The organism is Kineosporia succinea (assembly GCF_030811555.1).
GTDB lineage: Bacteria > Actinomycetota > Actinomycetes > Actinomycetales > Kineosporiaceae > Kineosporia > Kineosporia succinea.
This window is the reverse complement of sequence record NZ_JAUSQZ010000001.1, coordinates 2,338,114-2,363,387: the sequence shown is the minus strand read 5'-3', so window position 1 is coordinate 2,363,387 and position 25,274 is coordinate 2,338,114. Positions and strand designations below refer to the sequence as shown.

General features: G+C 70.9%; 23 protein-coding genes and 1 tRNA gene. 14 read left to right on the top strand and 10 right to left on the bottom strand.

The genetic code is table 11. The features are described from left to right. Nucleotides 1–107: 107 nt before the first annotated feature. Entirely contained in the window at nt 108–830 is a 723-nt protein-coding gene (locus J2S57_RS10405) for a rhomboid family intramembrane serine protease (RefSeq protein ID WP_307241007.1), read from the top strand. Here the strand turns inward: J2S57_RS10405 and J2S57_RS10400 are convergent. The 6 genes from J2S57_RS10400 to J2S57_RS10375 all read right to left on the bottom strand — a co-directional run bounded on the left by J2S57_RS10400 (nt 827) and on the right by J2S57_RS10375 (nt 6,355). Next, nucleotides 827–1,435 (bottom strand): HAD family hydrolase, encoded by a 609-nt coding sequence (locus tag J2S57_RS10400; protein WP_307241005.1) that lies wholly within the window; start codon nt 1,433–1,435, stop codon nt 827–829. The two genes, J2S57_RS10405 and J2S57_RS10400, sit on opposite strands and share 4 nt — an antisense overlap. Before the next feature lie 175 nt (nt 1,436–1,610). Continuing rightward, nucleotides 1,611–2,291: a response regulator gene (locus J2S57_RS10395; protein ID WP_307241003.1), complete on the bottom strand. Its 681-nt coding sequence runs from the start codon at nt 2,289–2,291 to the stop codon at nt 1,611–1,613. Further along, nucleotides 2,288–3,667, bottom strand: a complete 1,380-nt coding sequence (locus tag J2S57_RS10390; protein ID WP_307241001.1) for a sensor histidine kinase — start codon at nt 3,665–3,667, stop codon at nt 2,288–2,290. The genes J2S57_RS10395 and J2S57_RS10390 overlap by 4 nt, the downstream gene beginning before the upstream one ends. After that, entirely contained in the window at nt 3,664–4,626 is a 963-nt protein-coding gene (locus J2S57_RS10385; RefSeq protein ID WP_307241000.1) for a D-alanine--D-alanine ligase family protein, read from the bottom strand. Before J2S57_RS10385 ends, J2S57_RS10390 begins: the two co-directional genes overlap by 4 nt. Then, nucleotides 4,623–5,744 carry an alanine racemase gene (gene alr, locus J2S57_RS10380; RefSeq protein ID WP_307240998.1) on the bottom strand — a complete coding sequence of 374 codons (1,122 nt, stop codon included), beginning with the start codon at nt 5,742–5,744 and terminating at the stop codon, nt 4,623–4,625. The genes J2S57_RS10385 and alr overlap by 4 nt, the downstream gene beginning before the upstream one ends. Beyond that, a complete protein-coding gene (locus tag J2S57_RS10375; RefSeq protein ID WP_307240995.1) occupies nt 5,741–6,355 on the bottom strand; it encodes a M15 family metallopeptidase in 615 nt (204 codons plus the stop codon). The genes alr and J2S57_RS10375 overlap by 4 nt, the downstream gene beginning before the upstream one ends. Nucleotides 6,356–6,485: 130 nt before the next feature. Here J2S57_RS10375 and J2S57_RS10370 point away from each other — a divergent pair, with 130 nt between their 5' ends. Next, nucleotides 6,486–7,841, top strand: a complete 1,356-nt coding sequence (locus J2S57_RS10370; protein WP_307240993.1) for a UDP-N-acetylmuramoyl-tripeptide--D-alanyl-D-alanine ligase — start codon at nt 6,486–6,488, stop codon at nt 7,839–7,841. 234 nt (nt 7,842–8,075) lie between these two features. On the opposite strand, the gene J2S57_RS10365 is transcribed toward J2S57_RS10370, so the two are convergent. Further along, nucleotides 8,076–8,159: transfer RNA gene (locus tag J2S57_RS10365), tRNA-Leu, on the bottom strand. Between the two features lie 340 nt (nt 8,160–8,499). Between J2S57_RS10365 and J2S57_RS10360 the strand changes: the two genes are divergently transcribed. From J2S57_RS10360 to pknB, 7 genes are read left to right on the top strand one after another with little or no spacing between them, the layout of a single operon-like run. Beyond that, nucleotides 8,500–9,258, top strand: a complete 759-nt coding sequence (locus J2S57_RS10360; protein ID WP_307251019.1) for an FHA domain-containing protein — start codon at nt 8,500–8,502, stop codon at nt 9,256–9,258. Nucleotides 9,259–9,268: 10 nt separating this feature from the next. Then, the gene (locus J2S57_RS10355; protein ID WP_307240991.1) at nt 9,269–9,760 is read left to right on the top strand and encodes an FHA domain-containing protein FhaB/FipA; all 492 of its coding nucleotides are present in this window, start codon (nt 9,269–9,271) and stop codon (nt 9,758–9,760) included. A 3-nt stretch (nt 9,761–9,763) separates the two neighbouring features. Then, nucleotides 9,764–11,377, top strand: coding sequence for a PP2C family protein-serine/threonine phosphatase (locus J2S57_RS10350; protein WP_307240989.1), 1,614 nt, complete (start codon nt 9,764–9,766; stop codon nt 11,375–11,377). Then, nucleotides 11,377–12,858, top strand: a complete 1,482-nt coding sequence (locus J2S57_RS10345) for an FtsW/RodA/SpoVE family cell cycle protein (RefSeq protein ID WP_307240987.1) — start codon at nt 11,377–11,379, stop codon at nt 12,856–12,858. Before J2S57_RS10350 ends, J2S57_RS10345 begins: the two co-directional genes overlap by 1 nt. Next, nucleotides 12,855–14,309, top strand: a complete 1,455-nt coding sequence (locus J2S57_RS10340) for a peptidoglycan D,D-transpeptidase FtsI family protein (protein WP_307240985.1) — start codon at nt 12,855–12,857, stop codon at nt 14,307–14,309. Before J2S57_RS10345 ends, J2S57_RS10340 begins: the two co-directional genes overlap by 4 nt. Further along, nucleotides 14,306–15,958 (top strand): protein kinase domain-containing protein, encoded by a 1,653-nt coding sequence (locus J2S57_RS10335; protein WP_307240983.1) that lies wholly within the window; start codon nt 14,306–14,308, stop codon nt 15,956–15,958. Before J2S57_RS10340 ends, J2S57_RS10335 begins: the two co-directional genes overlap by 4 nt. Before the next feature lie 25 nt (nt 15,959–15,983). Continuing rightward, a complete protein-coding gene (pknB, locus tag J2S57_RS10330) occupies nt 15,984–17,978 on the top strand; it encodes a Stk1 family PASTA domain-containing Ser/Thr kinase (protein WP_370882455.1) in 1,995 nt (664 codons plus the stop codon). A gap of 62 nt (nt 17,979–18,040) precedes the next feature. On the opposite strand, the gene J2S57_RS10325 is transcribed toward pknB, so the two are convergent. Then, complete coding sequence (locus J2S57_RS10325; RefSeq protein WP_307240979.1) at nt 18,041–18,670, bottom strand: aminodeoxychorismate/anthranilate synthase component II; 630 nt, start codon at nt 18,668–18,670, stop codon at nt 18,041–18,043. A gap of 1 nt (nt 18,671) precedes the next feature. After that, a complete protein-coding gene (locus J2S57_RS10320; RefSeq protein ID WP_307240977.1) occupies nt 18,672–19,544 on the bottom strand; it encodes a DUF881 domain-containing protein in 873 nt (290 codons plus the stop codon). An 89-nt stretch (nt 19,545–19,633) separates the two neighbouring features. On the opposite strand from J2S57_RS10320, the gene J2S57_RS10315 reads away from it, so the two are divergent. Beyond that, nucleotides 19,634–19,882 (top strand): cell division protein CrgA, encoded by a 249-nt coding sequence (locus J2S57_RS10315; protein WP_307240975.1) that lies wholly within the window; start codon nt 19,634–19,636, stop codon nt 19,880–19,882. A gap of 468 nt (nt 19,883–20,350) precedes the next feature. Here the strand turns inward: J2S57_RS10315 and J2S57_RS10310 are convergent, their stop codons facing one another. Further along, nucleotides 20,351–21,958, bottom strand: coding sequence for an Eco57I restriction-modification methylase domain-containing protein (locus tag J2S57_RS10310; protein WP_307240973.1), 1,608 nt, complete (start codon nt 21,956–21,958; stop codon nt 20,351–20,353). 264 nt (nt 21,959–22,222) lie between these two features. On the opposite strand from J2S57_RS10310, the gene J2S57_RS10305 reads away from it, so the two are divergent. From J2S57_RS10305 to J2S57_RS10290, 4 genes are all read left to right on the top strand, one after another. Further along, nucleotides 22,223–22,450 (top strand): Flp family type IVb pilin, encoded by a 228-nt coding sequence (locus tag J2S57_RS10305; RefSeq protein ID WP_307240970.1) that lies wholly within the window; start codon nt 22,223–22,225, stop codon nt 22,448–22,450. A 107-nt stretch (nt 22,451–22,557) separates the two neighbouring features. Then, complete coding sequence (locus J2S57_RS10300; RefSeq protein WP_370882454.1) at nt 22,558–23,349, top strand: hypothetical protein; 792 nt, start codon at nt 22,558–22,560, stop codon at nt 23,347–23,349. 87 nt (nt 23,350–23,436) lie between these two features. After that, complete coding sequence (locus J2S57_RS10295; RefSeq protein ID WP_307240966.1) at nt 23,437–24,387, top strand: ATP-binding cassette domain-containing protein; 951 nt, start codon at nt 23,437–23,439, stop codon at nt 24,385–24,387. Continuing rightward, nucleotides 24,384–25,214: an ABC transporter permease gene (locus tag J2S57_RS10290; protein WP_307240964.1), complete on the top strand. Its 831-nt coding sequence runs from the start codon at nt 24,384–24,386 to the stop codon at nt 25,212–25,214. The genes J2S57_RS10295 and J2S57_RS10290 overlap by 4 nt, the downstream gene beginning before the upstream one ends. Nucleotides 25,215–25,274: the final 60 nt, after the last annotated feature.

Below are 25,274 nucleotides of genomic sequence, written 5' to 3'. Positions count from 1 at the left end.
CGCGCCACCCGGACCGCGTGTCCTACGTCCGGTGCCAGCGCTGTGAACGGCCCGTCTGCCCGGAGTGCCAACGAGCCGCGGCCGTCGGCGTGCAGTGCGTCGACTGCGTGCGGCAGCAGAACAAGGGCATGCGGGTCGCCCGCTCGCCCTTCGGTGGCACCCTCAACCCGGGTGGCCGGCCGGTGGTCACGATGTCGATCATCGGCATCTGTGTCGTCGCCTGGCTGCTGCAGCTGTCCAACTCGCAGGTCACCAGCGACTTCGCGTTCTTCCCGCCGCTGGCCGAGTCCGAGCCCTGGCGTCTGATCACCTCGGCGTTCCTGCACTCCACCAGCCCGCTGCACATCATGTTCAACATGTACGCGCTGTGGATCACCGGGCCGTACCTGGAGCAGATGTTCGGTCGGGTCCGCTTCGCCGCGCTCTACCTGACCAGCGCGCTCGGCGGCTCGATCGCGTCGCTGGTGCTCGCCACCCCCGGTGTCGAGGGTTCCTGGGTCACCACCACGGTGGGTGCCTCAGGTGCGGTGTTCGGCCTGTTCGGGGCGTTCTTCGTGGTGCAGCGCAGGCTGAACCGCGATGCCACCCAGATCCTGGTGATGATCGCGATCAACTTCGTGATCGGCTTCCTGCTGCCCAACATCGCCTGGCAGGCCCACCTGGGCGGCCTGGTGACGGGTGTCGTGGTGGCGGCGGCCCTGGCCTACGCGCCGCGCGCCAACCGCACAGCCGTCCAGACCGCCGGCATCGTCGGTGTGCTGGTGCTGCTGGCGGCCGCGTACGCGATCAAGATCAGCATGGTGCCCGAAGGGCTGCTGATCTCGCTCTAGGGGGTAGGCAGGCCCAGACCGTCGAGCACCTCCCGGCAGGCTTCCGGGGTGGTCCACAGATGGGCCTGCCAGCCTCGTGCCCGCGCCGCCTCGATATTCGGCGGCCGGTCGTCGAAGAACACCAGCTGTGCGCCGAGCCGCTCCTCGACCACCTCGTAGATCTTCGCCTCGGGCTTGATCAGGCCCAGGTCGCACGAGAAGAAGCGCTCGTCGAAACCGGCCGACCAGTCTGCGGCCTTCACGATGCGGGCCATCGACGCCGGAGCGTTCGACAGCAGTGCGGTGGTGACCCCGCCCCGCTGCAGCGCGGTGAGGATCTCGAGCCGGCCGGGCGCGATCTGCGACCAGCGCCGGGCGTCGAAGAGGTCGATGCGGGCGAGCTCCTCGTCCGACCACTCCAGGCCGAGGTCACGCGCGACCTTCGGCCAGTACTCGGTGGGCAGCGAGCCGCGGTCGTAGTCGAGGCGGTGTTCCCAGTACGGCCCGCTGAACCGCTCGGGCTCGACACCGATCATCCGGGACAGCTCGGGCACTCCGCCCTCAGAGGTCGTGAGCACCCCACCGATGTCGAAAACCACGGCGGGCCAGGTCTGCGAACGTTCCACATCATTCACACTACCCGCGCCCCGCAGCGATTACCCTTCCGCCGCAGGCGAGCTCGGGTACGTGCCCCACGGGATGGCCCAGGGCACGGTCGCCCGTCGCACTCACACCGTGGGCGTGTGCGTGCAGGCGCCCGACGGCCTGTTTCGCCGTGGTGTGCTCAGCTCTGTCCGGGACTCAGAACTTGACCAGGCCGTGCTGGTGCGCGAACACCACGATCTGCACCCGGTCGCGCAGGGCGAGCTTGCGCAGGATCGCCCCCACGTGCGTCTTCACGGTCGACTCGCTGGCGAACACCAGGCTCGCGATCTCGGTGTTGGACAGCCCCCGGGCCACCGCGTCGAACACCTCGCGCTCCTTCTCGGTGAGCGCGCGGTAGGGGCCCGGCACCGGCGCGGACTCGCGGAACTGGGTCTCCAGCAACGTGCTCAGGTCGCGCGGGGCGAGAACGGCGTTGCCCCCGTGCACGGTGCGGATCGCGTCGCCGAGCATCAGCGGCGTGGTGTCCTTGAGCAGGAAACCGCTGGCGCCGTGACGGATGGCCCGCGCCGCCCGGTCGTCGAGGTTGAACGTGGTGAGCACGACCACCCGCACCGGCCGGCCGCGGCGGGCCACCCGGTCGGGGTGGAAGATCTGCCGGGTGGCCTCGACGCCGTCCATCTCGGGCATCCGGATGTCCATCAGCACCACGTCGGGCTCGAGCTCGTCGACCAGGCGCACGCCCTCCAGGCCGTCACCGGCCGCCCCGACGACCGTCATGCCGGCCTGGGCGTTGATGATCACCTGGACACCGGCACGGAACAGTTCCTGGTCGTCGACCAGCAGGACGCGGATGTCGGGGGTGGCCGGTGCGTTCATCGCCCGCTCACGGGCAGCCAGGCGGTCACGGTGAAGGTGGGTCCTTCCGGTTCGTCGCGGGTGCGTACGTCGAGCTTGCCACCCACCGCCTCGAGCCGGCGCCGCATGCCGCCGAGGCCTTGCCCACCCGTGTCGCGGGGGGAGACCAGGTCGAGCGGCTGGGTGTCGGCCAGACGCGTCGCCGCCACGTTACGCACCTCGATGCGCAGGTCGTGGGCGTAGGGACCCTCCGGCCAGTGCCGCTCGACGGACAGCGGCTGCTCGCGGCGGCCGTGCTTGATCGCGTTGGTGAGCATCTCCTGCACCACGCGGTGGGCCACCACCTCCAGCTCGGGCGGCATCGGGCGGGGCTGCCCCACCTCGGTGACCATCACCTGGTGCCCGCTGGCCCGCACCCCGTCGACCAGCTCGCGGAACGACCCGGCCGTCGCCATCGCCGACGCCTGCTGAGCCCCGGCCAGCACCTGGCGGATGTCCTGCAGCGAGGTGCGGGCCGAGGCCGCGATCGTGGTCATGGTCTGCTTCAGCACCACCGGGTCGTCGTCGAGGAACTGCGCCGACTCGGCCTGGGCCAGGATCACCGCCAGCGAGTGCCCCACCACGTCGTGCACGTCGGCGGCCAGCCGGGCCTGCTCCTCGCGCAGCGCCGCGATCTCCCGGGCCTGCTCGCTCTCCAGCTGGGCCCGGGCCGCATCGGCCTCGGCCATCTCCCGGGACGCGTCGGACGCGCTGGCCCGGGCGTCGGAGGCGCTGGCCCGGACCCCGAGCCGCACCGCCAGGCCGATCAGCCAGGGCAGCAGCAGGATCACGGCGATGACGAGCATGGCCATCAGCCGGTAGCCGAACTGCCCGGCCCAGGTTCCGACGAAGCCCGGGAACCGGCCGCCGAGCTGGAACACCACCCCGTCGCCGAAGACCTCGATGTAGGCCAGGCCACCGAGCGCGGCCAGCGGCACCGAGATCAGGCTCAGCCAGACCGTGACCGGTCGGCCCCAGCGCGCCACCCCGAACGCGACGTACATGATCGACAGCTGGACCAGCATGATCTGGTTGCCGTAGGTGAACTGGAACAGGCCCAGCGCCCAGAGCACGCCCAGGGCCCAGGCCGGCCGCTGGCGGGTGAGCACCACGGCCAGGGCCATCGCGAGTGCGGGCGCGGCCAGCACCGACGGGGGCAGGTAGTACCCGTAGACGGAGTTCCACTCGACGAACGCGGCGAACAGCACCAGCAGCCCGGCCAGCAGGTCGGGCCACCAGACCTCGAGCCAGCGCCGGAGCTGCTCGATCTCCGGCGAGGACGAGGACGAGGACTGGGACGGGGACGAGGACGGGGACGAGGCCGGACGCGGCGTCCGGGACCCGGGTGTTCCGGTCATGCCGGGATCCGCTTCCCGACGGCCAGCGCGTCGCGCACCAGCAGGTCGAGCAGCTCCGGGTAGGCCGTGCCCCCGGCCGCGAACATCTTCGGGGCCTGGGACTGCTCGGTGAAGCCCGGCGCGGTGTTGACCTCGTTGAGCACGGGCCCGTCGACGGTGAGGAAGAAGTCGACCCGGGCCACGCCGGAGCAGCCGAGCGCGTCGTACATCGCCAACGCCGCGCTCTCGAGCGCCTTCTGCGCGACCGGGTCGACCACGGCCGGGAGCCGGAACCGGGCACTCCCGTCATACTTCGTCTCGTGGTCGAAAATGGCCTCGGACAGCAGGATCTCAATCAGAGGCGCCACCATCCGGCTGCCGTCGGGGCGACCCAGCACGGCCACGTCGATCTCCCGGCCGGTGATCAGCTCCTCCACCAGCACCCGCTCGTCGAGCGCGAACGCCGCATCGAGCGCCGCGGACAGGCCGGCCCGGTCGCGCACCAGCGACACCCCGTGACTCGACCCCGCGGCGACCGGTTTGACCACCACCGGGTGAGTCCAGACGTACGACGCGGCAGTGCTTCTCGTGAGCAACCGCCCCGACGCCACCGGGATGCCGACGGCCTGGGCGACCAGCTTGGTGATCCACTTGTCCATCCCCACGGCCCCGGCTCCCACTCCCGACCCGACGTAGGGCACCTGGGCCAGGTCGCACAGCGCGGCGAGCGTGCCGTCCTCGCCGTGCGGGCCGTGGAGCATCGGCACCACCACCGCGCAGGTGCCGATGACCTGCACCGCGCCGGCCAGCCCGATCGGTCGCAGCTCTTCGTCGCGCCAGGTGCCGGCCTCGTCGAGGGTCAGCCCGACCACCTCGTAACCGGCATGCGACAGAGCCCTTTTCACCGCTGCGGCCGAGGCCAGCGACACCTCGTGCTCACAGTTCTGCCCGCCGCCGATCACGACCACCCGCAGGCTCACGACATCCTCCGCGCCAGACGCGGCCCCAGGCCGGTCATCACCTCGTGCTCGATAGTGCCTGCCCAGGAGGCCCATTCGGCCACCGTGGGCTCCCCTGCGGTGCCCGGCCCGAACACCGTCACGACGTCGCCCATCTGCGCACCCTCCGTTCCGAGATCGATCACGCTCATGTCCATCGAGATCCGCCCGACCAGCGGACGCCGCCGGCCCCGCACGAGCACCTGCGCCCGGTTGGAGGCGCTGCGCGGCAGGCCGTCCGCGTAGCCCACGCCGACGAGGCCCAAAGTGGTTGTCCGGGGCGCGACCCAGGTGTGGCCGTAGCCGACCCCGGTGCCCGCAGACACGGTTCGCACCCCGAGCAGCGGCGCGGTGAGCGTCAGCGTCGGGGTCAGTCGGCCCGGCCCGGACGGGTCGATGCCGAACAGCCCGGCGCCGATCCGGCTCATCGTGTGGTGGCTGAGCGGATCGTTCAGCGTGGCGGCGGTGGCGGCCAGGTGCTGGTGCACCGGGTCCAGCCCAGCGGCCCGGGCCACCCGCACACCCCACCCGAAGATCTCCCGGCCCGACGCGTCCCCTCGTTCGGAAGGTGCATCGGCGCAGCTCAGGTGCCCCATGACGCCCACCACGGAAACATCCGGCCGCCGCGCCGCCGCCGCGCACAGACCCGGCCAGGCCGCCGGCTCGGCGCCGTCGCGGCCTGTGCCGCAGTCCAGGTGGAGGTGCACGCGAGCGCCGGGAGCGAGCGCGGCCAGGTGCTCCGCACTCGGCACCGCCACCTCGATGCCCTCGCGCACGGCCGCTCCCCAGTTCGCGTCGACCGGGTTCAGCCAGCTCAGCACCGGGGCGTCGATGTGCCGAAACCGCAGTGCCAGCGCCTCGTCCAGGCTGGTGACCCCGAGCCGGGAGGCGCCGTGGGCGAGCGCGGTGCGAGCCACCCCGGCGGCGCCGTGCCCGAAGGCGTCGGCCTTCACCACCGCCATCACCTCACCGGGCGTGATCCGGGCGAAGTGACGCACGTTGGCGCCGACCGCGCCCAGATCGACGGCAAGGGTCGGCCGGTTGCCCCTTTCCCCCTCTCCGGAAGGGGTGGATCGGGCAACATCGGCGAGCGCGGTCACGCCGCCACCCCGGAGCCGTAGATCGCGGCCGGGGCCCCGGTGGTCAGCGCCCAGTAACGGTCGCCGTACGACCAGTGCCACCACTCGGTCGGGTAGTTCACCATCCCGTTCGCCGTCAGGGCGGCGCCCATCAGCCTCCGGTTGGCCCGGGCCTCCGCCGAGATCCGGGGCGAGTCGAAGAAGCAGGCGCCGCGCGACTCCTCGGGGGTCGCGTCGACCGGGGTGCCGAGATCGAGAAGGTGCCCCGACGCGTCCACCATCTCCAGATCCACCGCCGCCCCGGCCACGTGCGGGGCGACCGCGACCGGCGACACGAACCGGGCCACCAGGTCGGGCAGTTCGGCCTCGCCGGCCTGCGGATGCGCCGCCCGCACCTGCGCGGTGTAGCGGTCGATGATCGCCTGCTGCTGCTCGAGCGGCCGGTGCCCCTCGACGACGCGCAGGTGCACGCCCCGGGGCAGCAGCGACTGGGCGCCCCGCAGCCGCTGTGCCAGACCGGCGCGCACCGCGGCCCGGGCCGGGCCGAACGTTTCCGGCAGCCGCACCAGCGGTTCGCCGTTCTCGTGCAGGGGCACCGCGGCGACCCGGGGGTCGGAGAGAAGGATCGTCACAGTCACCAACGTTGTCCCCTCGGGCCCGGTTGTCGCGTCCACCTGAGGTACCGGACGAATGTCCCGGCGGACGAGATGTCAGACCCCGGGCTGACGCCCCGGGCACCTCCGGCGGACGAGCATCGACGGCATGATCCCGATGACGCTGGGCGAGATCGCCCGGATCTGCGACGGTTCCGTGCACGGCGATCCGGACCGGGTGGTCGAGGGGGAGGCCTACCTCGACAACCGCCGGCCGGTGCCGCGGGGCCTGTTCGTGGCGCTCCGGGGCACGCACAGTGACGGGCACGACCACACGCCCGGCGCTCACGCCGTGCTCGGTTCCCGGCCCACCGAGGCCCCGACCGTGGTGGTGGCCGACCCGGTCGTGGCCCTGGGGGCGCTGGCCCGGCACGTGGTGCGGGAGGTCCGGCCCCGGGTGATCGCGCTGACCGGCTCGCACGGCGAGACCGGCACCAAGGACTACCTGGCGGCGCTGCTGCCCGGCGCCCTGGCCACCGCGGGCAACCTGAACAACGAGCTCGGGGTGCCGCTGACCTGCCTGCGGCTGCGCCCGGACACGAGCCGTCTGGTGCTGGAGATGGGTGCCCGGGGCGTGGGGCAGCTGTCCTGGCTGACGAGCATCGCCCGGCCGGACATCGCGGCGGTGCTGAACGTGGGCAGCGCGCACATCGGCCGGTTCGGCTCGGCGCAGCTGATCGGGCAGGCCAAGGGCGAGCTGGTGGAGGCCCTGCCGGCCGACGGTCTGGCGGTGCTCAACGCCGACGACCCGCGGGTGATGGGGATGGCCTGGCGCACGCTCGCGCCGGTGCGCACCTTCGGCCGGCGCGGTGAGGTGAGCTGGCGCCGGGTGAGCCTCGACGACCTCGACCGGCCCTCGTTCGAGCTGGGGTTCCGTGACGAGTGGCACCCGGTCACGCTGCGGCGCAGCGGTGAGCACCAGATCCGCAACGCGGCCGCCGCCGCGGCGATGGCGCTGGCGGCCGGGGAGAGCCTGCCGGACGTGGCCTCCCGGCTGAGCGAGGTCGGGCCGACGCCGCACCGGCTGCAGCCCCGGGAGGGGGCCGACGGGCTGCTCGTGCTCGACGACACCTACAACTCCAACCCGGACGCCGCCCTGGCCGCGCTGGCCTGTCTCGACGCGATCGGCCGCCGCCGGTCGGGGCGCACCGTGGCCGTGCTGGGCGAGATGCGGGAACTGGGGCCGCACTCGGTCTCGTCGCACCGGCACGTGGGGGCGCTGGCCCGGGTGTTCGGGGTGGACGTGGTGGTCGCGGTCGGGGCGGGCGCGGCCGAGGTGGCGGCCGAGTCGGGCGGGGTGCACCTGGCCGACCGGGACGCCGCCCTCGGGTGGTTGCGCGGTGAGCTGCGGCCCGACGATGTGGTGCTGGTCAAGGGGTCGCGGGCGGCATCCCTGGATCTTCTGGTCGAGGGGCTTCTGGACGGGGTGGTCCCGTCGGCGCGCCGGGTCATCGCGCGCGGGTGACCCGTTTCGGACGGGTTCGGGCGGGCGACACGCCCGTGTTCCCGAGGCGGTCCGGCGGCTTGGTGACGTTCCTCTCGCCGCCGGGCCACGCGTCCATGGCCGGCTCGTGCGAACCGGCTGACGACCGATGAGGGACGCGTCGGCCCACCGGCGCTCGAGCGCGGACACACGCAGTGACGCGCGAAGAGCAAAAGCAGAAGGCCCCAGGTTGGAAACCTGGGGCCTTCTCAGCGGTGCGCGAGGGGGGAGTTGAACCCCCACGCCCTTTCGGGCACACGGACCTGAACCGTGCGCGTCTGCCTATTCCGCCACTCGCGCTTGTTGCCCTTGCTGCGTGCAGAACGTTAGCACGATTGAGAGGGCGTCCCTGACCGCCCCGGTGCCCCGCGCCCCCGCTGTCGGGGAGGAGCCGGGCATCCGGGGATAATCGATGACGTTTCCCGGCACCCGTCACATCCGCGGGTTGGACCGGCTCGCGGATACGCTGGAGGTGACCGGACCCGTGCCACGGATCGCGGCGTGCCCCTCAGTCGTTGCCCACGACAGGAGGCGCGCGAGGCGCCTCGTGTACCGGGCTGGTCGTGCTGTGACCGTGACTGCGGCAGGATCTGTGAGGATCAGCAGTCAGCCACATGACCGGGAGGAGGTAGCCGTGGGAATGTTCGACCGGATGGAGAAGGGCATCGAGCGCGCCGTGAACGGCGCTTTCGCCAAGGCCTTCCGAAGCGAGGTGCAGCCGGTCGAGATCGCCAGCGCCCTCCGCCGCGAGATCGACGACCGGGCCACCGTGGTCGCCCGGGGTCGCACCCTGGCGCCGAACACCTTCGTGGTGGAACTCGGCGCCGGTGACCATCAGCGCCTCGGCGAATGGGAAGACACGCTCGGCGACGAGCTGCGCGACGTGGTCGCGGAGCACGCCGGCAACCAGGAGTACTCGTTCGTGGGGCCGATCACGGTCCGCTTCGAAGAGGCTCCCGACCTGGACACCGGCCTGTTCCGGGTGCGCAGCACCACCACGCGCGGCACCCGGCCCGCCCAGCCGCACCCGCAGCAGCAGGCGCTCTCCCGCCCGCAGCAGCAACCGCAGAGCCAGGGGTACGACAACTACGGTCAGCCCCCGGCCCCCCAGCAGCCCGACCACCCGTCCCTGGTGGTCGACGGCCGGGTCTACCCGATCACCGCAGCGGTCACGGTGATCGGTCGCGGTACCGAGGCCGACGTGATCGTCGACGACATCGGGGTGTCTCGCCGACACGCCGAGGTCCGCGTCGAGCACGGCCGGCTGGTCGCAGCCGACCTCGGTTCCACGAACGGCACGTACGTCGACGGCGAACGCATCAACACCGCCGAGGTCGTCGACGGCAGCCAGATCAAGATCGGCCGCAGCACCCTCGTCGTCCGCTTCGGATCATGGTGATGAAACCGCGATGAGCGAGCTCACGCTGACCCTGCTGAGGCTGGGTTTCCTTGCACTGCTCTGGCTGCTGGTGCTGTCGGTCGTGGCGGTCCTGCGCCGCGACCTGTTCAACAGCACCCGCACCGCCCGGCGCCCGGTGGCGGCCGGGGGTCCGGCCTTCCCCGACAACGGCGGCGGCCGACCCCAGCAGCGGCAGCAGGAAGCGCCGCCGATGCCGACCACGCTCGTCGTGACGGCGGGGTCACTGAAAGGCACCACGATTCCCCTGGGCCAGGCCCCGATCCTGCTCGGCCGCGCACCGGAGAGCACTCTCGTACTGGACGACGACTACGCGTCGGGCCGGCATGCGAGGCTGTCGTTGCGGCACGGCACGTGGATGGTCGAAGATCTCGGGTCAACCAACGGGACCTTCTTGGGACGCAACCGCGTTCAGGACCCGGTACCGATCGCCCCCGGAGCACAGGTCCGGATCGGGCGTACCGTCCTCGAGCTGCGGAGGTAAGACATGGCGATCGCGTTGCGGTATGCGGCGCGCTCCGATGTCGGCCTGGTCCGGTCCAACAACCAGGACTCCGGCTTCGCCGGGCCCAGCCTGCTGGTCATCGCGGACGGTATGGGCGGGCACGCGGGCGGAGACATCGCGTCGTCGATGGCCATCGGTGAGATGGCCCCGCTGAACGACATGGAGCACGGCTTCGACGCCGCGCTGGACGAGCTGCAGGGATCCCTGCGGCACGTGCAGCACGAGCTCGAGGCCCGCGTGGTGGACGAACCGGCACTGTCCGGCATGGGCACGACCGTCACCGCGATCCTGCGGGTGGGGCCCGGGCGTCTGGCCCTGGCCCACATCGGTGACTCCCGGGCCTACTGCCTGCACAACGGGCGGCTGGAACAGATCACGCGCGACCACACCTTCGTCCAGCGGCTGGTGGACGACGGGCGCATCACCCTCGCGGAGGCCGAGCAGCATCCGCAGCGGTCGGTGCTGATGCGCGTGCTGAGTGACGTGATGGACGACGTCGACCCCGACCTGTCGATGATCGACGCGCGGGTCGGCGACCGGTACCTGCTGTGCTCCGACGGGCTCTCCGGCGTGGTCAGTTTCGAGACCATCGAAGAGACCCTGGCGTTCGGCAAAGACCCGGCGAGCACCTGCGACCAGCTCGTGCAGCTGGCCCTGCGCAGCGGCGCTCCCGACAACGTCACCTGCATCGTGGCCGACGTGGTCGACTCCGTCAGCTCTCCCGTGAGCATCGAGCCGGTGATCGTCGGAGCCGCCTCTCTTCATCCCCAGCCGCGGATCGGATTCGGCGGGTCCGCGGCTGAACGAGCGGCCGAACTGACCTCCACCGCGCCGATTCCGGTCGTGCGCGACTACGACGAGCGCGACCACCCGGACGAGCACTACGCGGGCGGGTACGACGACCGTTACCAGGACGACTACCAGCAGCGGTATGGCAGTGACTACCGCGGCGGGTACGGCGACCAGTACGACCAGTACGAAGACGGCTCGCGGCCCGACTCCGACCCGGACGAGCCCCCGGCGGAGCGTCGCCGGGGTGGCCGGGGCCGCTCCGGCTCGCCCCGGCGCGGTCTGCGTATCGGGCTGCTCTCGGTGCTGGTCGTGGTGCTGCTGGTGGGTGGCGGTTTCGGCGCCTACCGATGGAGCCAGGGGCAGTACTTCGTCGGTGACGAGGCCGGCACGGTGGCCGTGTTCAAGGGCCTGCCGCAGACCCTCGGCCCGATCGACCTGAGCAGCGTCTCGTCGCTGGCCACCGACGTCCCGCTCGACAGCCTGTCGGACAAGAGCCGGCAGCGCGTGGAGAACGGGATCCCGGCCGACGACAAGGCCGCCGCGGAGAGCACCGTGAGCGACCTGCGGGCCGAGGCACAGTGCCTGCGAGCCGCCGAGGAGGCCGCGCAGAACCCGCAGCCGTCCCTCTCGCCGTCGGCCCCGGGCGCGACGCCGACGAAGGCCGGCCGCACCACGAACAACACGACCAATACGGCGAACAACGAACCCACGGGTGCCGCCACCGGCACGCCGACTCCCACCCCGACGGTGACGGGCGGCGCCACGGGTGGTGGAACCACGGCCGACTGCGGGGAGAGCAACTGATGGCGGCCGCACGATCGACCGCTCCGCGCACCGGGCGCAATGTCGAGGCCCTGCTGATCGTCGTCGCGATCGGTATGGCCGTCGGCGCCTATGCCCAGGTGGGATTGGCAATCAACGGCACCCTGCCACCGGGCATGCTCGGGTACGGTGCCGGCCTGGGCGCTCTGGCCCTGGTGCTGCACCTGGCCGTGCGCCGGTTCGCGCCCTACGCCGACCCGATCCTGCTGCCGCTGGCCATGCTGCTGAACGGCCTGGGCCTGGTCATGATCCACCGCATCGACCTGGGCAAGGGCAACGCCTTCATGGAGTCCCAGGCCTTCCGGCAGTTGCTGTGGACGTCCCTCGGGGTCACCGCCGCGATCGTGATCGTCATCTGGCTGCACGACCACCGGGTGCTGAGCCGCTTCACCTACATCGCGATGGCCGCCGGTCTGGTGCTGCTGCTCCTGCCGCTGCTGCCGATCATCGGCAAGAACATCAACGGCGCGCGGATCTGGATCGGCCTGGGCGGGTTCTCGTTCCAGCCCGGTGAGATCGCCAAGATCGCGCTCACCATCTTCTTCGCCGGTTACCTGGTGACCGCCCGGGACTCGCTCTCGTTGGCCGGCCGCAAGGTGCTGTGGATGCAGCTGCCGCGCGCGAAAGACCTGGGCCCGTTGCTCACGGCCTGGGGCGTCACGCTGGCCGTGCTGGTGTTCGAGCGCGACCTCGGCACCTCGCTGCTGTTCTTCGGCATGTTCGTGGGGCTGCTCTACGTCGCCACCGAGCGGGTCAGCTGGGTCGTGCTCGGTCTGCTGCTGTTCTCCGGCGGTGCCTTCATGGCGCTGCAGATCTTCGCGCATGTGCAGGGGCGGGTGAACTTCTGGTTGCACCCGTTCCGCGCCGACATCGTCGAGAACGCCACCCAGATCATTCAGGGCCTGTTCGGCATGGCCAGCGGCGGTCTGATCGGCACCGGGCTGGGCGAAGGGCGGCCCTACGGCCGTACGATGTTCTACGCCGAGAGTGACATGATCTTCGCCTCGTTCGGCGAAGAGCTCGGCCTGGCCGGCCTTTTCGCGCTGCTCCTGATCTACGCCCTGATCGTCGAGCGGGGTCTGCGCACAGCGATCGCCGCGCGCGACGGCTTCGGCAAGCTGCTGGCCACAGGTCTGGCCTTCACACTGGCCATGCAGGTCTTCATCGTCGTCGGCGGCGTCACCCGGGTGATCCCGCTGACCGGTCTGACCCTGCCGTTCATGGCCGCGGGTGGTTCCTCGCTGCTGGCGAACTGGATGATCATCGCCATCCTGCTGCGCATCTCAGACTCTGGTCGGCGCCCGGCAGCCGAGAACGACGGCCCGATGTTCGACGTCCCGCTCGACGAACTGCCCGAAGACCTACGAGACGACCTGGACGACCCCGACGGCCCGGGCTTCCGCGACGACCAGCGGGAGCGCCCCGGGCCGGGCAACGATCAAGAGACGGTGGTGGTCCGGTGAACGGCCCGATCCGCAGGCTGGCCGCAGTGATCACCCTGCTCTTCACCTCGCTGTTCGTCAGCGTGACGTATATCCAGGTGATCAATGCTCAGGCCCTGAACGACAATCCTCGCAACTCGCGCACGCTGATCAAGGAGCGCAGCCGCGAACGGGGCGAGATCAAGGTCGGCAACAAGGCTGTAGCCACGTCGGAGCCGGTCGACGACGAGTTCAAGTTCCTGCGCAAGTACTCGAACGGTGCCCTCTACGCTCCGGTGACCGGCTTCTACTCGCTGGTGAACGGCAACCCGTACGGCATCGAGAGCGCCGAGAGCGAGTACCTGTCCGGCACCTCGGACGAGCTGTTCATCCGGAACCTCAGCAGCCTGCTGACCGGTGAGCAGGCGCAGGGCGCGACGGTCGAGACCACGATCAACGCGAAGGCGCAGAAGGCCGCGTACGACGCCCTCGGCGACCAGGACGGCGCCGTGATCGCGCTCGACCCGGAGACCGGCGACATCCTGACGATGGTCAGCAAGCCCTCGTACAACCCGAACAAGCTCGCCTCGCACGACACCACGGAGGCCAACCAGCTGTACCTGAAGCTGGCCGCCGACGACCTCGACCCCCTGATCAACCGCACGATCGGCCAGCTCTACGCCCCGGGTTCGACGTTCAAGATCGTCACCTCGGCGGCGGCGCTGACCGACGGGCGCTACGGCGCCGACTCCGAGTCCGGCCTGACCGGTGTGGCCCGCCTCGATCTGCCGGAGACCACCGCGACGCTGCCGAACGACACCGGCACGGTGTGCGCCGACGGCACCCCGACGCTGCGTGAGGCGCTCGAGGAGTCGTGCAACACCACCTACGGTCAGCTGGGCATGGACCTGGGCCAGGAGGCGATGTCCGAGCAGGCCGCCAAGTTCGGCTTCGGGCAGTCGCTGACCGTTCCGCAGAACGTGGTCAAGAGCTCGTTCCCGACCGGCCTGAACCAGCCGCAGCTGGCCCAGTCGTCGATCGGGCAGTTCGACGTGCGGGCCACGCCGCTGCAGGTCGCGATGCTCTCGGCCGGCGTCGAGAACGGCGGCGTGGTGATGCGGCCGAACCTGGTCTCCAAGATCACCAGTGCCGACGGCAAGACCATCTCCGAGCCCACCCCGGAGAAGTTCTCCGAGGCGGTCACCTCGGACGTGGCGGACCAGCTCAAGTCCATGATGGTCTCCGTGGTGCAGAACGGCACCGGTAAGCCCGCCCAGATCAGTGGGGTCACGGTGGGCGGCAAGACCGGTACCGCACAGCAGCAGACGGGCCAGAACCCGGACGTCTGGTTCACGTGCTTCGGCGAGAAGGACGGCAAGAAGATCGCCGTCGCGGTCGTCGTCGAAGACGGTGGAAGGGCCGGAAGTGAAGCCTTCGGTAGTACGGTCGCCGCACCGATCGCCAAGGCTGTGATGGAGGCGGTGCTGACGTGATCACCAGTGTGGGTCAGAGACTTGGTGAGCGCTACGTGCTGCGTGAGCGCATCGCCGTGGGTGGCATGGGCGAGGTCTGGGCCGCCGTCGACGAGGTGCTGAACCGGCCCGTCGCGGTGAAGGTGCTGCGTACCGACCTGGCGCCGGACGCGAACTTCCAGGCGCGGTTCCGGGCCGAGGCCCGCACTGCGGCGGCACTGAGCCACGGCGGGATCGCCGCGGTGTACGACTACGGCGAGGCGCTCGGCTCGGCCTACCTGGTGATGGAGCTCGTCCCGGGTGACCCGCTGTCGGCGTTGATCGCCGACGAGGGCGCCCTGGGCACCGAGCGCACCCTGTCGATCGTGTCCCAGGCTGCACGCGCGCTGCACGCGGCCCACCGGCACGGCGTGATCCACCGTGACATCAAGCCGGCCAACCTGATGGTGACGCCGGAGATGCGGGTCAAGGTCACCGACTTCGGCATCGCCCGGCCGCGCGACCACGAGCCGCTCACGGCGACCGGCCAGGTCATGGGCACCGCCCACTACCTGGCGCCGGAACTGGCGCGGGGCGAGACCGCCTCGCCGCTGTCCGACGTCTACGCGCTGGGTGTGGTGGCCTACGAATGCCTCACCGGCTGGCGCCCGTTCGAGGGTGACAACCAGGTGGCCGTGGCCACCGCCCACCTGCAGGACGAGCCACCGCCGCTGCCGGAGACCATCCCGGCCCCGGTGCGCCAGATCGTCATGTCGGCGATGGCCAAGAACCCGGCCAAGCGCCCGCAGGGCGCGAACGCCCTCGCCTCGCTGATGGAAGACGCCCGCCTGCGCGGGCTGGCGGGCGGCCGCCCTTCTGGTGAACTCCCGGTCCCGCCGCGTGACCCGGAGTCCTGGCCGACCAGCGCCGACACCCAGGCGCACGGTCAGTCGGGTCGGCGCAACGCGGCGATCGACCGGGCCGACGGGCGGCCCTCGGGTCCGTCCGGTTCGCAGGCCCGGCCCTCGGCCTGGGAGTCGCGCAGCCAGCGCCGGGAGCAGGAGAGTCAGCCCCCCGCCGACCCGGGTTCCGACTACGGCTACCGCCGCGACGTGTCCCGTGAGCAGCCGCAGCAGGGTGGATACCGGCAGCCGGAGCAGTATTTCGAGTCCGGCGGTTACGACGACGGCCGTGGCGGCCACGACGACCGTTACGACGACCCGCGCCGTCCCGGTACCGGCCCGCGAGCGGCCTTCGCCGGCGGTGAGCCTGGATACGACCAGGGTTATGACCAGGGCTACGAACCGGGTTACGACCGGCAGGGCCAGCCGGACCGGCAGGAACGGTACGACCGGCGCGACGACGACCCGTTCTCGTCGCTGGGTTCGGGCGGCGACTACCCGTCGCGCAGCTCGATGCGCGGCACGGCCCGCTCCCGGGCCGGTCACAACCGGGGTGGGCAGCCCGCGACCGGCGGCTCCTCCTCAGGACGGGGCAACCGGCGGCTCTCGATGCCGCTGATCGCCCTTATCGCCCTGGTGGTGCTCGTCGCGATCGTGTTCGCGGCCACCCGGGGCCACGCCGCGACCCGCTCACAGGGCACTTCAGGGTTGCGATCCGATCACGTGTCCTCGTCCATGTTCGCGGGGAGCAACGCGAGCATGGTCACGGGCGTCGGGATCAGGGGATGATGAACGCGGCCAGGACGACGCGAGGATGGAACCGGTGAACGACAACGTGCGGGTGCTCGGCAACCGCTACGAGATCGGCGATCTGCTGGGCCGCGGAGGCATGGCGGAGGTGCACGCCGGCCGTGACGCACGTCTGGGCCGGGCCGTGGCCATCAAGCTGCTGCGCACCGATCTGGCGCGCGACGCGACGTTCCAGGCCCGCTTCCGGCGTGAGGCGCAGTCCGCTGCCGCTCTGAACCACCCCTCCATCGTCGCGGTCTACGACACCGGCGAGGAGTCGATGGTCGAGGCGAGCGGCGCGGTGGTGAACCTGCCGTACATCGTCATGGAGATCGTCGAGGGCCGCACGCTGCGCGAGGTGCTCGGCGAGGGCCACCACCTCGACGTCGACGCCGCCCTGGAGATCACCACCGGTGTGCTCGCGGCTCTGGAGTACAGCCACCGCATCGGCATCGTGCACCGCGACATCAAGCCGGCCAACGTCATGCTGACCCCGGTCGGCGACGTCAAGGTGATGGACTTCGGCATCGCCCGGGCCATGGCCGACTCGTCGTCGCAGATGACGCAGACGCAGGCCGTCATCGGCACCGCGCAGTACCTCTCCCCCGAGCAGGCGCGCGGCGAGCAGGTCGACACCCGCAGCGACCTCTACTCCGCGGGTTGCCTGCTCTACGAACTCCTCACCGGGCGTCCGCCGTTCACCGGCGACTCCCCGGTCTCGGTGGCCTACCAGCACGTCCGCGAGCAGCCGATCCCGCCGAGCCACGTGGTGGCCGGCATCCCGGAGTCGGTCGACCGGATCGTGCTGCACTCGCTGGCCAAGGGCCGCGACGAGCGCTACCAGACGGCTCAGGACTTCCGCGCCGACGTCGAGGCGGCGCGCGGTGGCCGGCAGATCTACGCGCCGATGCCCGCGATGACCGGTTCGAACGCCACCACCCAGTTCATGCCGGCGGCCGACGGCACCCGGGCGATGCCCCCGGTGCCGGGGGCCGCGGCCCAGGGCGCCGCCATGTACGGCGACCAGGCCACCACGGTCGGCGGCAACCCCTACGACCCGTTCCAGCAGCAGCCCGACGAATACAGCCGGCGCTCCCGCGAACCCGAGCCGAGCAACCGGCGTCCGCTCATCATCGGCGCCGCGGTGCTCGTCGTCATCGTGGTGCTCGGCCTGATCCTGAACACGCTGGGCGTGTTCGGCGGCGGTGACGACGGCAACGGCGGGACCGGTGACCCGTCGGCCACCTCGTTCGAGGTGCCCGAGCTCGTCGGTGAACTCCAGGGGGTCGCGATCCAGAAGCTGACCGCGGCGGGCCTGCCCGAAGAGAACATCGACATCAAGAAGCAGAACACCGAGAACGAAGACGAAGTCGGCAAGGTCATCAAGAGCGACCCCGAGGCCGGGGCGACCATGGAGAACACCGACAAGATCGCCATCACCGTGGGCAAGAACCCGAACACCGCCACGGTGCCCGAGGTCAACGGTAAGTCGCTCTCCGCGGCCAAGGCCGCGCTGGAGGAGGCGGGCCTGGAGTTCGCCGGCACCCAGGAGTCGAGCGGTACCAGCAAGGCCACCTCGACCAACGTGGTGGTCGCCAGTGACCCGAAGGCCGACGAGAGTGTCGCGCCGAACACGCCGGTCACGCTCTACACCCCCTCGGCCATGGTCAAAGTGCCCTCGGGTATCGAGGACATGACCTACAGCAACGCCAAGAGCGCTCTGCAGGCCGTCGGGCTGCGGGTGCAGCGCGTCGCTGTCGAAGACGGCACCGCAGCCGAGGGCTCCATTCTGGAGACGTCGGCCGGGTCCGGGGCTTCTCTCCCCCGCGGCACCACGGTGAGTCTGCAGGTGGCGGTGACCCCCAAGGCACCGGAAACTCCCGAGACCTCCGAGGCCCCCTCGCCGACCCCCGAGGCCTCCAACCCGGTCTCGCCCACTCCCTCGCAAGCCAGCCCGAGCCCGGAGGACACGGGTGACGGTGGCGACGAGGACGAGGACGGCGGCATCCTCAACCCGTAGGGCACAACCGAAGGGGCCCCGAGCTTGATCAAGCTCGGGGCCCCTTCGGTTCTGCCGGAAACTCAGCGACGTACGAGCGGTGCCATCCCCGCCGACCGTTCCACCGCGTCCTCGTCTCCGCAGACCGCCAGCCAGTTCGCGAACAGCCGGTGCCCACCCTGCGTCAGCACACTCTCCGGATGGAACTGCACGCCGAACAACGGCAGCGTGCGGTGCTGCAGGGCCATCACCACGCCCCCGGCCGTGCGCCCGGTGACCTCGAGCTCGGCCGGCACGGTGTCGGCGACCACGGCCAGCGAGTGGTAGCGCGTAGCTGTGAACGGCGTGGGCAGCCCTTCGAGGACTCCCTCGCCCTCGTGCACCACGTCGCTGGTCTTGCCGTGCATCAGCTCGCTGGCGTGCGTCACGGTGGCCCCGAAGGCCTCACCGAGTGCCTGGTGGCCCAGACACACCCCGATCATCGGCTGCTCCCGCTCGGCGCAGTGCAGCACCATCTCGGGGCACACCCCGGCGTCCTTGGGCGCACCCGGACCCGGTGAGAGCAGGATGCCGTCGTAGTCGTCGGCGTCGGCGAGCTCCACCTCGTCGTTGCGTCGCACCACGCACTCGGCGCCGAGCTGGGTCAGGTAACCGGCGATCGTGTAGACGAAGCTGTCGTAGTTGTCGACGACGAGCACTCTGACGGGCTTCAACTCATGACTCCTGGTCTGTCTCGGTCTGATCGGTCGTGGTGGCTCTGGACGGTGTGGTGGGAGTGGCAGAGCCCGCCACCCGGGCGTGACTGAGGCTGAGTGATCCCGCGTAGGCCGGGAAGTTCACGCCGGTGGAGCTCTCGACCTTCCAGCCGAGCCGCAGCGAGGCCACGTACTGCAGGTAGATGTCGATCTGCGGGGAGAGGTCGACGGCCGCGCGCATCTTGTCGATGTCGCCGATGGCGGAGATCTTGTACGGCGGGGAGTAGACCCGGCCCTGCAGGATCAGGGTGTTGCCCACACACCGCACGGCGCTGGTCGAGATCACCCGCTGGTCCATCAGCATCATCGCCTCGGCCCCACCGGCCCACAGCGCGTTGACCACGGCCTGCACGTCTTGCTGGTGCACGACGAGGTCGTTCGGACCGGCCTGGGCGGGCACCGAGGAGTCGCGCGGGGCGTCGTCGAGCGTGATGGTCAGCGCCGGCCCGGTCACCGCGACCAGCCCGGCCGCGGCCTCCACGTCGGCCGAGCCGTCTTCCAGGTCGCGGATCGTGCGGTCGGCCGTGGCGGCCTGCGCGCTGTCGGCCCGGACCTCCTCGTTCAGCTCGGCGACCCGCTGCGAGCTCTCCTGCACCCGCTCGTTCTCGGCCTCCACCAACCCGGCCAGGTCGGCGCGCTGCGAGCGCAGCTGGGTGCCGTGCGAGGTGTGGGCGCTGGTGGTGAACAGCAGACCGGCCGCGACCAGCACCGCGGCGACGCCGAACGTGCCCGAGCGGGTGTGGCGGGGCGCCCGGGCGACGGGCGTGGCGGTACCGCCCAGAGGAATCCGGACGTGGCCGTTCTCAACTGGATCGTCCGATGCGGTGGCCACGGCACTACGCTAGAGGACGTCGCCATGCGCCCGGAGGCGTGTGGTACCCCGCAGACTGCAGACGTACGTGTACCGGAGGAGTCCCGACCATGCCCGAGTCCAAGGCCAGGAACAAGGGTGGGTACGAAGCCCCCCGCGCCAAGGCAGCCGCCCAGAAGCCGAACGGCCGCTTCTTCGCCCCCACCATGGTCACGTTCCTGCTGATCGGCCTGGCCTGGATCGTGACGTACTACCTCACCCAGGGTAAATACCCGGTGCCGAACATCGACGACTGGAACCTGGTGATCGGCATCGGTATCGCGCTGATCGGTTTCGGCATGCTCACCCGCTGGCGCTGACGCACCCATTCGCACAGCACCACCCGCCGGCCCGCACCACCCGCTGAAATCGCACCACCCGCTGACACCGCACCACCCGCCGGCACCGAAAACCCACGGCGGAATTACAGCCGTGGAAGTTGTCCCCAGACTTTTCCACATGTGTGCACAAACTCGAAGGGCCCGCCGCGTCCCGTGGTGAAAACCGGGACACGGCGGTCCTCATCGGGCACCGGAGTCCTGAAACCTCCTGATTTGGTCCCGCCAGGACGGGGAACGCTCAGGTGAGGCCGTGGCGTCGAGATCTGATCTGCAGTCCGTTCGCGGCTTTGTCCACAGCCCCGGCCAGGTCGAGGAACGCCCCGTCGGGCGCGGGCACCGACGCCCTGCTGGAAGTCAACGACTGGGCAATGCCGGTTGAGGGAGCTGGACGTTCAGCTCTCATCCGGGCACCAAGGGGGCGTGTCCAAGGACCGGCAAGATCGGTGGTCACAAGCGCGTCCGGGCCCGATCCCGCCGTCGCGACTGCAGGTGGGCGTGGGCGGCGCGCAACTGTTCCACCTCGTCCGGGGCGAGCCCGAGTGTGCCGTTGAGCAGCACGTCGTCCACCAGTCGCACCGCCTCGGCCAGCCGGTAGCGGCTCAGTGCGGTGGCCACGGCCGGGCGGATCTCGTCCAGGGCCGGCGCCGCGGCCCACAGCACGGCCGGTGAGGGCAGGGGCAGCTGCTTGGCCTCGCTCGGCTCCAGCTTGAGAAGGCCTCCACCGTAAGATCTTCCGACCGTCTCGGCGCCGAGCAGGGTGACCGACCCGAGGGCCGCCAGCGACAGCAGCGGCGCCGCCGACGGGTCGGAAAGATGCACCCCGTGAACCGAATTCAGATGGTGAGCCCGGGCCGAGTTGGTGACCAGGCGGGGCGCGTCGGCGTTCATGTAGGTGAGCAGCAGGTCGGGTGGCGGCACCAGGCGCACCTGCCACCAGGGCGTGCGGATGCGGCACTTGTACGCCTCGTCCACTCCCATGTCCTCGCCGTCCCGCACGTAGGCGACGGCGGCCGGGCTGCGTCGCAGACCGGGCCGAAACAGCCAGACCGCGGCCCCGTCGTCGCCCAGGGCCTCCCGGTCGGGCAGCGAGAAGTCGAGTCCGCGCAGGTGTGAACTGCCCGGCGGGGAGAGCGGCAGCAGGTCGGCCGGGCCCAGACCGCGCGCGGCAGCCTGGTCGGTGCTCAGCGCGAAGTAGCCGTTGTTGCCGGTCACGATGCCGAGGGAGACGCGTCCCCACGCGTCGAGGGTGGTGAACAGGCCCTGGAGCAGCCGGTCGAAGAGGCGCAGGGGCTCGGCCGGGATCAGCGCGGGAGTCCACTTGTCGCCGGGGGAGGACACGGTGAACGGCTGGAACGGGGCCTCCAGGTCGTCGAGGTCGGCGGTGTTCCGCACCTGCAGCGTCTCCAGATGCCCGCCCGGCTCCCGGAATCCGTCAGCCAGCACCAACAGGATCTCGGCCGCCACCCCCGGGAACACCCGCTCGGTGAAGGCCACCAGCCGCACCCGCGCGAAGTTCTCGAGCAGGTACTGCCGCACCGGCGCCGCGTAGTTCACACTCAGCAGCTCGGCCGGCAGCACCAGCCCGAGCCGTCCGCCGGGCCTCAGGAAGCGCGCCGCGTGCACGGTGAACGCCGCCCACGACGACGAGAGTCCGCTCAGCCGCACCCCGGCCTGCCGGGCGGCGGCCTGCGCGCGGTCCCGGTCGGCCCCGGTGAAGTCGTGATAGCGCACGTAGGGCGGGTTCCCGATCACCGCGTCGTAGTCGCCGGTCGGCGGCAGGGTGAAGAAGTCGGCCGTGGTGACGCTCGCGCGCACACCCGTCGCCTCCAGCGTCTCCCGAGCGGACCGGGCCGATGCGGGATGAAGCTCCACCCCGTCCAGAAGCCATTCGTCTCCGCCCAGCTCGGCGGCCGCGAGCAGGAAGGCGGCCTCCCCGGAACTGGGCTCGAGCACGCGGCCACCGGGACCGCGCAGCGCCCACCGGGTGACGTACCGGGCGATCGGGGCGGGCGTGAAGAAGGCGCCGCGGGCCTTCCGGCCGCCCAGGGTCGTCATCCGTGCGGTCCCTCAGTCGTCCGTGCTGTCACCGTCATCCGCACCGTCACCCAGTCAGCAGCGCCGGGCAGCGCGCCGGGCCAGCCACCAGGCGAGCCCACCAGGCGAGCCCACCAGGCCAGCCCACCAGGCCAGCCCACCAGGCGAGCCCACCAGGCCAGCCGGTCCCTTTGAAGGCGATGCCGGGCGACCATCTTCCCTCACCCGGACCGAACGGACGGGGTGTCACCCCGGGTGCGCGGATGACCACGTAAAGTCTGAGACGTGACCCGCCGAGCGCACCCCGACCGTGGAGCCTCCGCGGTCGAGTACGGCCTCCTGGCCGGCGGGGTGGTGTTCGCCTTCCTGATCGCCTTCATCGGGATGCAGACGCTGGTCGGCGAGGTCTTCGGCCGCGCGGTCACCTCGGTCGAGCAGACCCCGCAGAGTGGTCCGGCGGGCGGTGCGGGCAGCTCGGTCCTGCGCGGCACCCCCGCGCCCCGGAGCACCTGAAACCCTCGCGAGAAGCACCGGCGAGGAGCACCCCGAGGAACCCGTTCGCAGCAGCGCTCGTTGATGGCGTTCAGGGACGGACCACAATCGAGGGAGTGTGACCTGTCGTGGGGTTCTTGGACAGGCTGCTAGGTCGTGACAAGGACCAGCAGCACCAGGGTTATCAGCAGCACTCGGGCCAGAATTCGGGCCAGCACTCGGGCCAGCAATGGGGCGGGCAGCAGCAGCCGACCTGGGGCTCACCGGGCCAGAACCAGAGCAGTCCCGGCTATCAGAACCAGGGTTACCAGCCGCCGAGCGGTTTCCCGCCGGCCGTGGGCCGTCCGGGAGCCGAGCCGGGCAGCGACGCGAAGGCCGACGAGCAGGCCATCGCCCGCTACCGCTACATGCTGAAGACCGCTCCGCCCGAACGGATCGAGGAGGCCCACGCCGAGGCCTTCGCCAAGCTCTCGCCCGACCAGCGCCGCATGGTGCTCGCCGGCCTGTCCGAAGAGGTGCCGCCGCACGAGCGCGCCACCTCCGACAGCCCGCGCGATCTGGCCCGCATGGCCACCCGTGCCGAGATGCGCAACCCGGGCACGCTGGAGCGCAGCTTCAACCGGCCGGGTATGGGCGGCGGCATGGGCGGGGGTGGCATCGGCATGGGCGGCATGATCGCCGGCGGCCTGCTCGCCGGTGTGGCCGGCGCGTTCGTGGGCACCGCCATCGCCGACGCCATGTTCGACGGCTTCGACGGCAGCGAGTTCGCCGAGGGCTACGAGGCCGCGGCCGACGACTTCACCCAACAGGCCGACCAGCAGGTCGACCAGGGCCAGGCCGAGCTCGAGGAGGCCGGGGGCGACTTCGGCGGTGACTTCGGCGGCGGTGACTTCAGCGACTTCGGCGGGATGGAGATGTAACAGCTCCTGACAGCGCCGTGTGCGTGCGCTGACAGCGACCCCGGCCACCTTGGAAGAGTCACAGACTCGAATACCAAGGAGCCCCCCATGGCATACGCCTTCGAGGCCGAGGGCCTGGTCAAGCGCTTCGGCGCCACGACCGCCCTGGCCGGGGTCGACCTGGCGGCCGCCGAGGGCACCGTTCTCGGTGTCCTCGGGCCCAACGGTGCCGGCAAGACCACCGCGGTCCGCGTTCTCGCCACGCTGCTGCGCCCCGACGAGGGGCGCGCGACCGTGTCCGGACTCGACGTGGTGCGCCAGGCGGCGCAGGTCCGTCGCCAGATCGGCCTCACCGGCCAGTACGCGTCCGTCGACGAAGACCTCACCGGCACCGAGAACCTGGTCCTCATCGGCCGGCTGCTCGACCTCAGCAAGAATGACGCCCGCACCCGAGCCCGCCAGCTGCTCGAGCAGTTCGACCTGAGCGAGGCCGCCGGCCGCGTCACCAAGACCTACTCCGGCGGCATGCGCCGCCGCCTCGACCTGGCCGCCAGCCTGGTCGGCCGTCCGGCCGTGATCTACCTCGACGAGCCCACCACCGGCCTCGACCCGGCCAAGCGCGACGACGTCTGGCGCCTGGTGCGCGGTCTCGTCGACGACGGCACCACCGTGCTGCTCACCACGCAGTACCTGGAAGAGGCCGACGCGCTCGCCGACGACATCTCGGTCATCGACCACGGCCGGGTCATCGCGCACGGCACCCCGGGTGAGCTCAAGCAGGTCGTGGGCGGTCAGACCCTGGTCGTGCGCCCCACCGACGCTGCCCATCTCGACACCGTGCGCGGTCTGCTCGCCCAGGTGTCCACCAAGCCCGTCGACTCCCCGGCCCGCGGCGTGCTCAGCGTGCCTGTCGACGACGACAGCGCGCTCACCGGTCTGGTGCGCCGCCTCGACGAGGCCGGTATCGCCGTCACCGAGCTCGCCCTGCGGCTGCCCAGCCTCGACGAGGTCTTCTACAGCCTGACCGGCAAGCGTGAAGAGAAGGAGGTCGCGGCATGACCGCCACCGTCACCGAAACCGAAACCCCGCACGTACCCGCGCTTCCCACCTCCGACAGCCCGGCGCGTCCGTTCGCCCTGATCCGGCACTCCTGGGTGCTGGCCGGCCGCACGGTCACGAAGATCAAGCGCTCGCCCGAGCAACTGCTCGACGTGACCCTGCAGCCGATCATCTTCACGGTGCTGTTCGTGTACCTGTTCGGCGGCGCGATCTCCGGCTCTCAGCACGCTTACCTGCAGTTCGTTCTGCCCGCGATCCTGGTGCAGACCGTGCTTTTCGCGACGCTGGCGATCGGCGTGAACCTCAATACCGACATCGGCAAGGGCGTCTTCGACCGCTTCCGCAGCCTGCCCATCCCGAGGGCGGCGCCGCTGGTCGGAGCCGTTCTGGGGGATGTGGTCCGGTTCATCACCTCGATCGTCGTGCTCTTCGCCTTCGGCTACGCGATCGGTTTCCGGGTCGAGACCGACGTGTTCCGGGCCCTCGGGGCGGTCGCGCTGGTGCTCTTCTTCGCCTTCTCGCTCACCTGGATCGCCGTCTTCATCGGTACCGCGGTGCGCAACTCGGGCACGGTGCAGGGCATCGGCTTCCTGCTGATGTTCCCGCTGACCTTCGGCTCGAACATGTTCGTGCCGGTCGACACCATGCCCGGCTGGCTGCAGGCGTGGGTCAAGATCAACCCGATCACGCACCTCACCGAGGCCTGCCGCGGTCTGCTGCTCGGCGGCGAGGTCGCCACGCCGGTGCTGCAGTCGATCCTCTCGGCCACGGTCATCATGGCGATCTTCGCGCCGCTCGCGGTGCGCACCTACCGCTCGCGTACCTGAGTTCCCCTTCAGATGATGGACGCCGCGGGGCCTTTCGGGTTCCCGCGGCGTTTTCGGGCG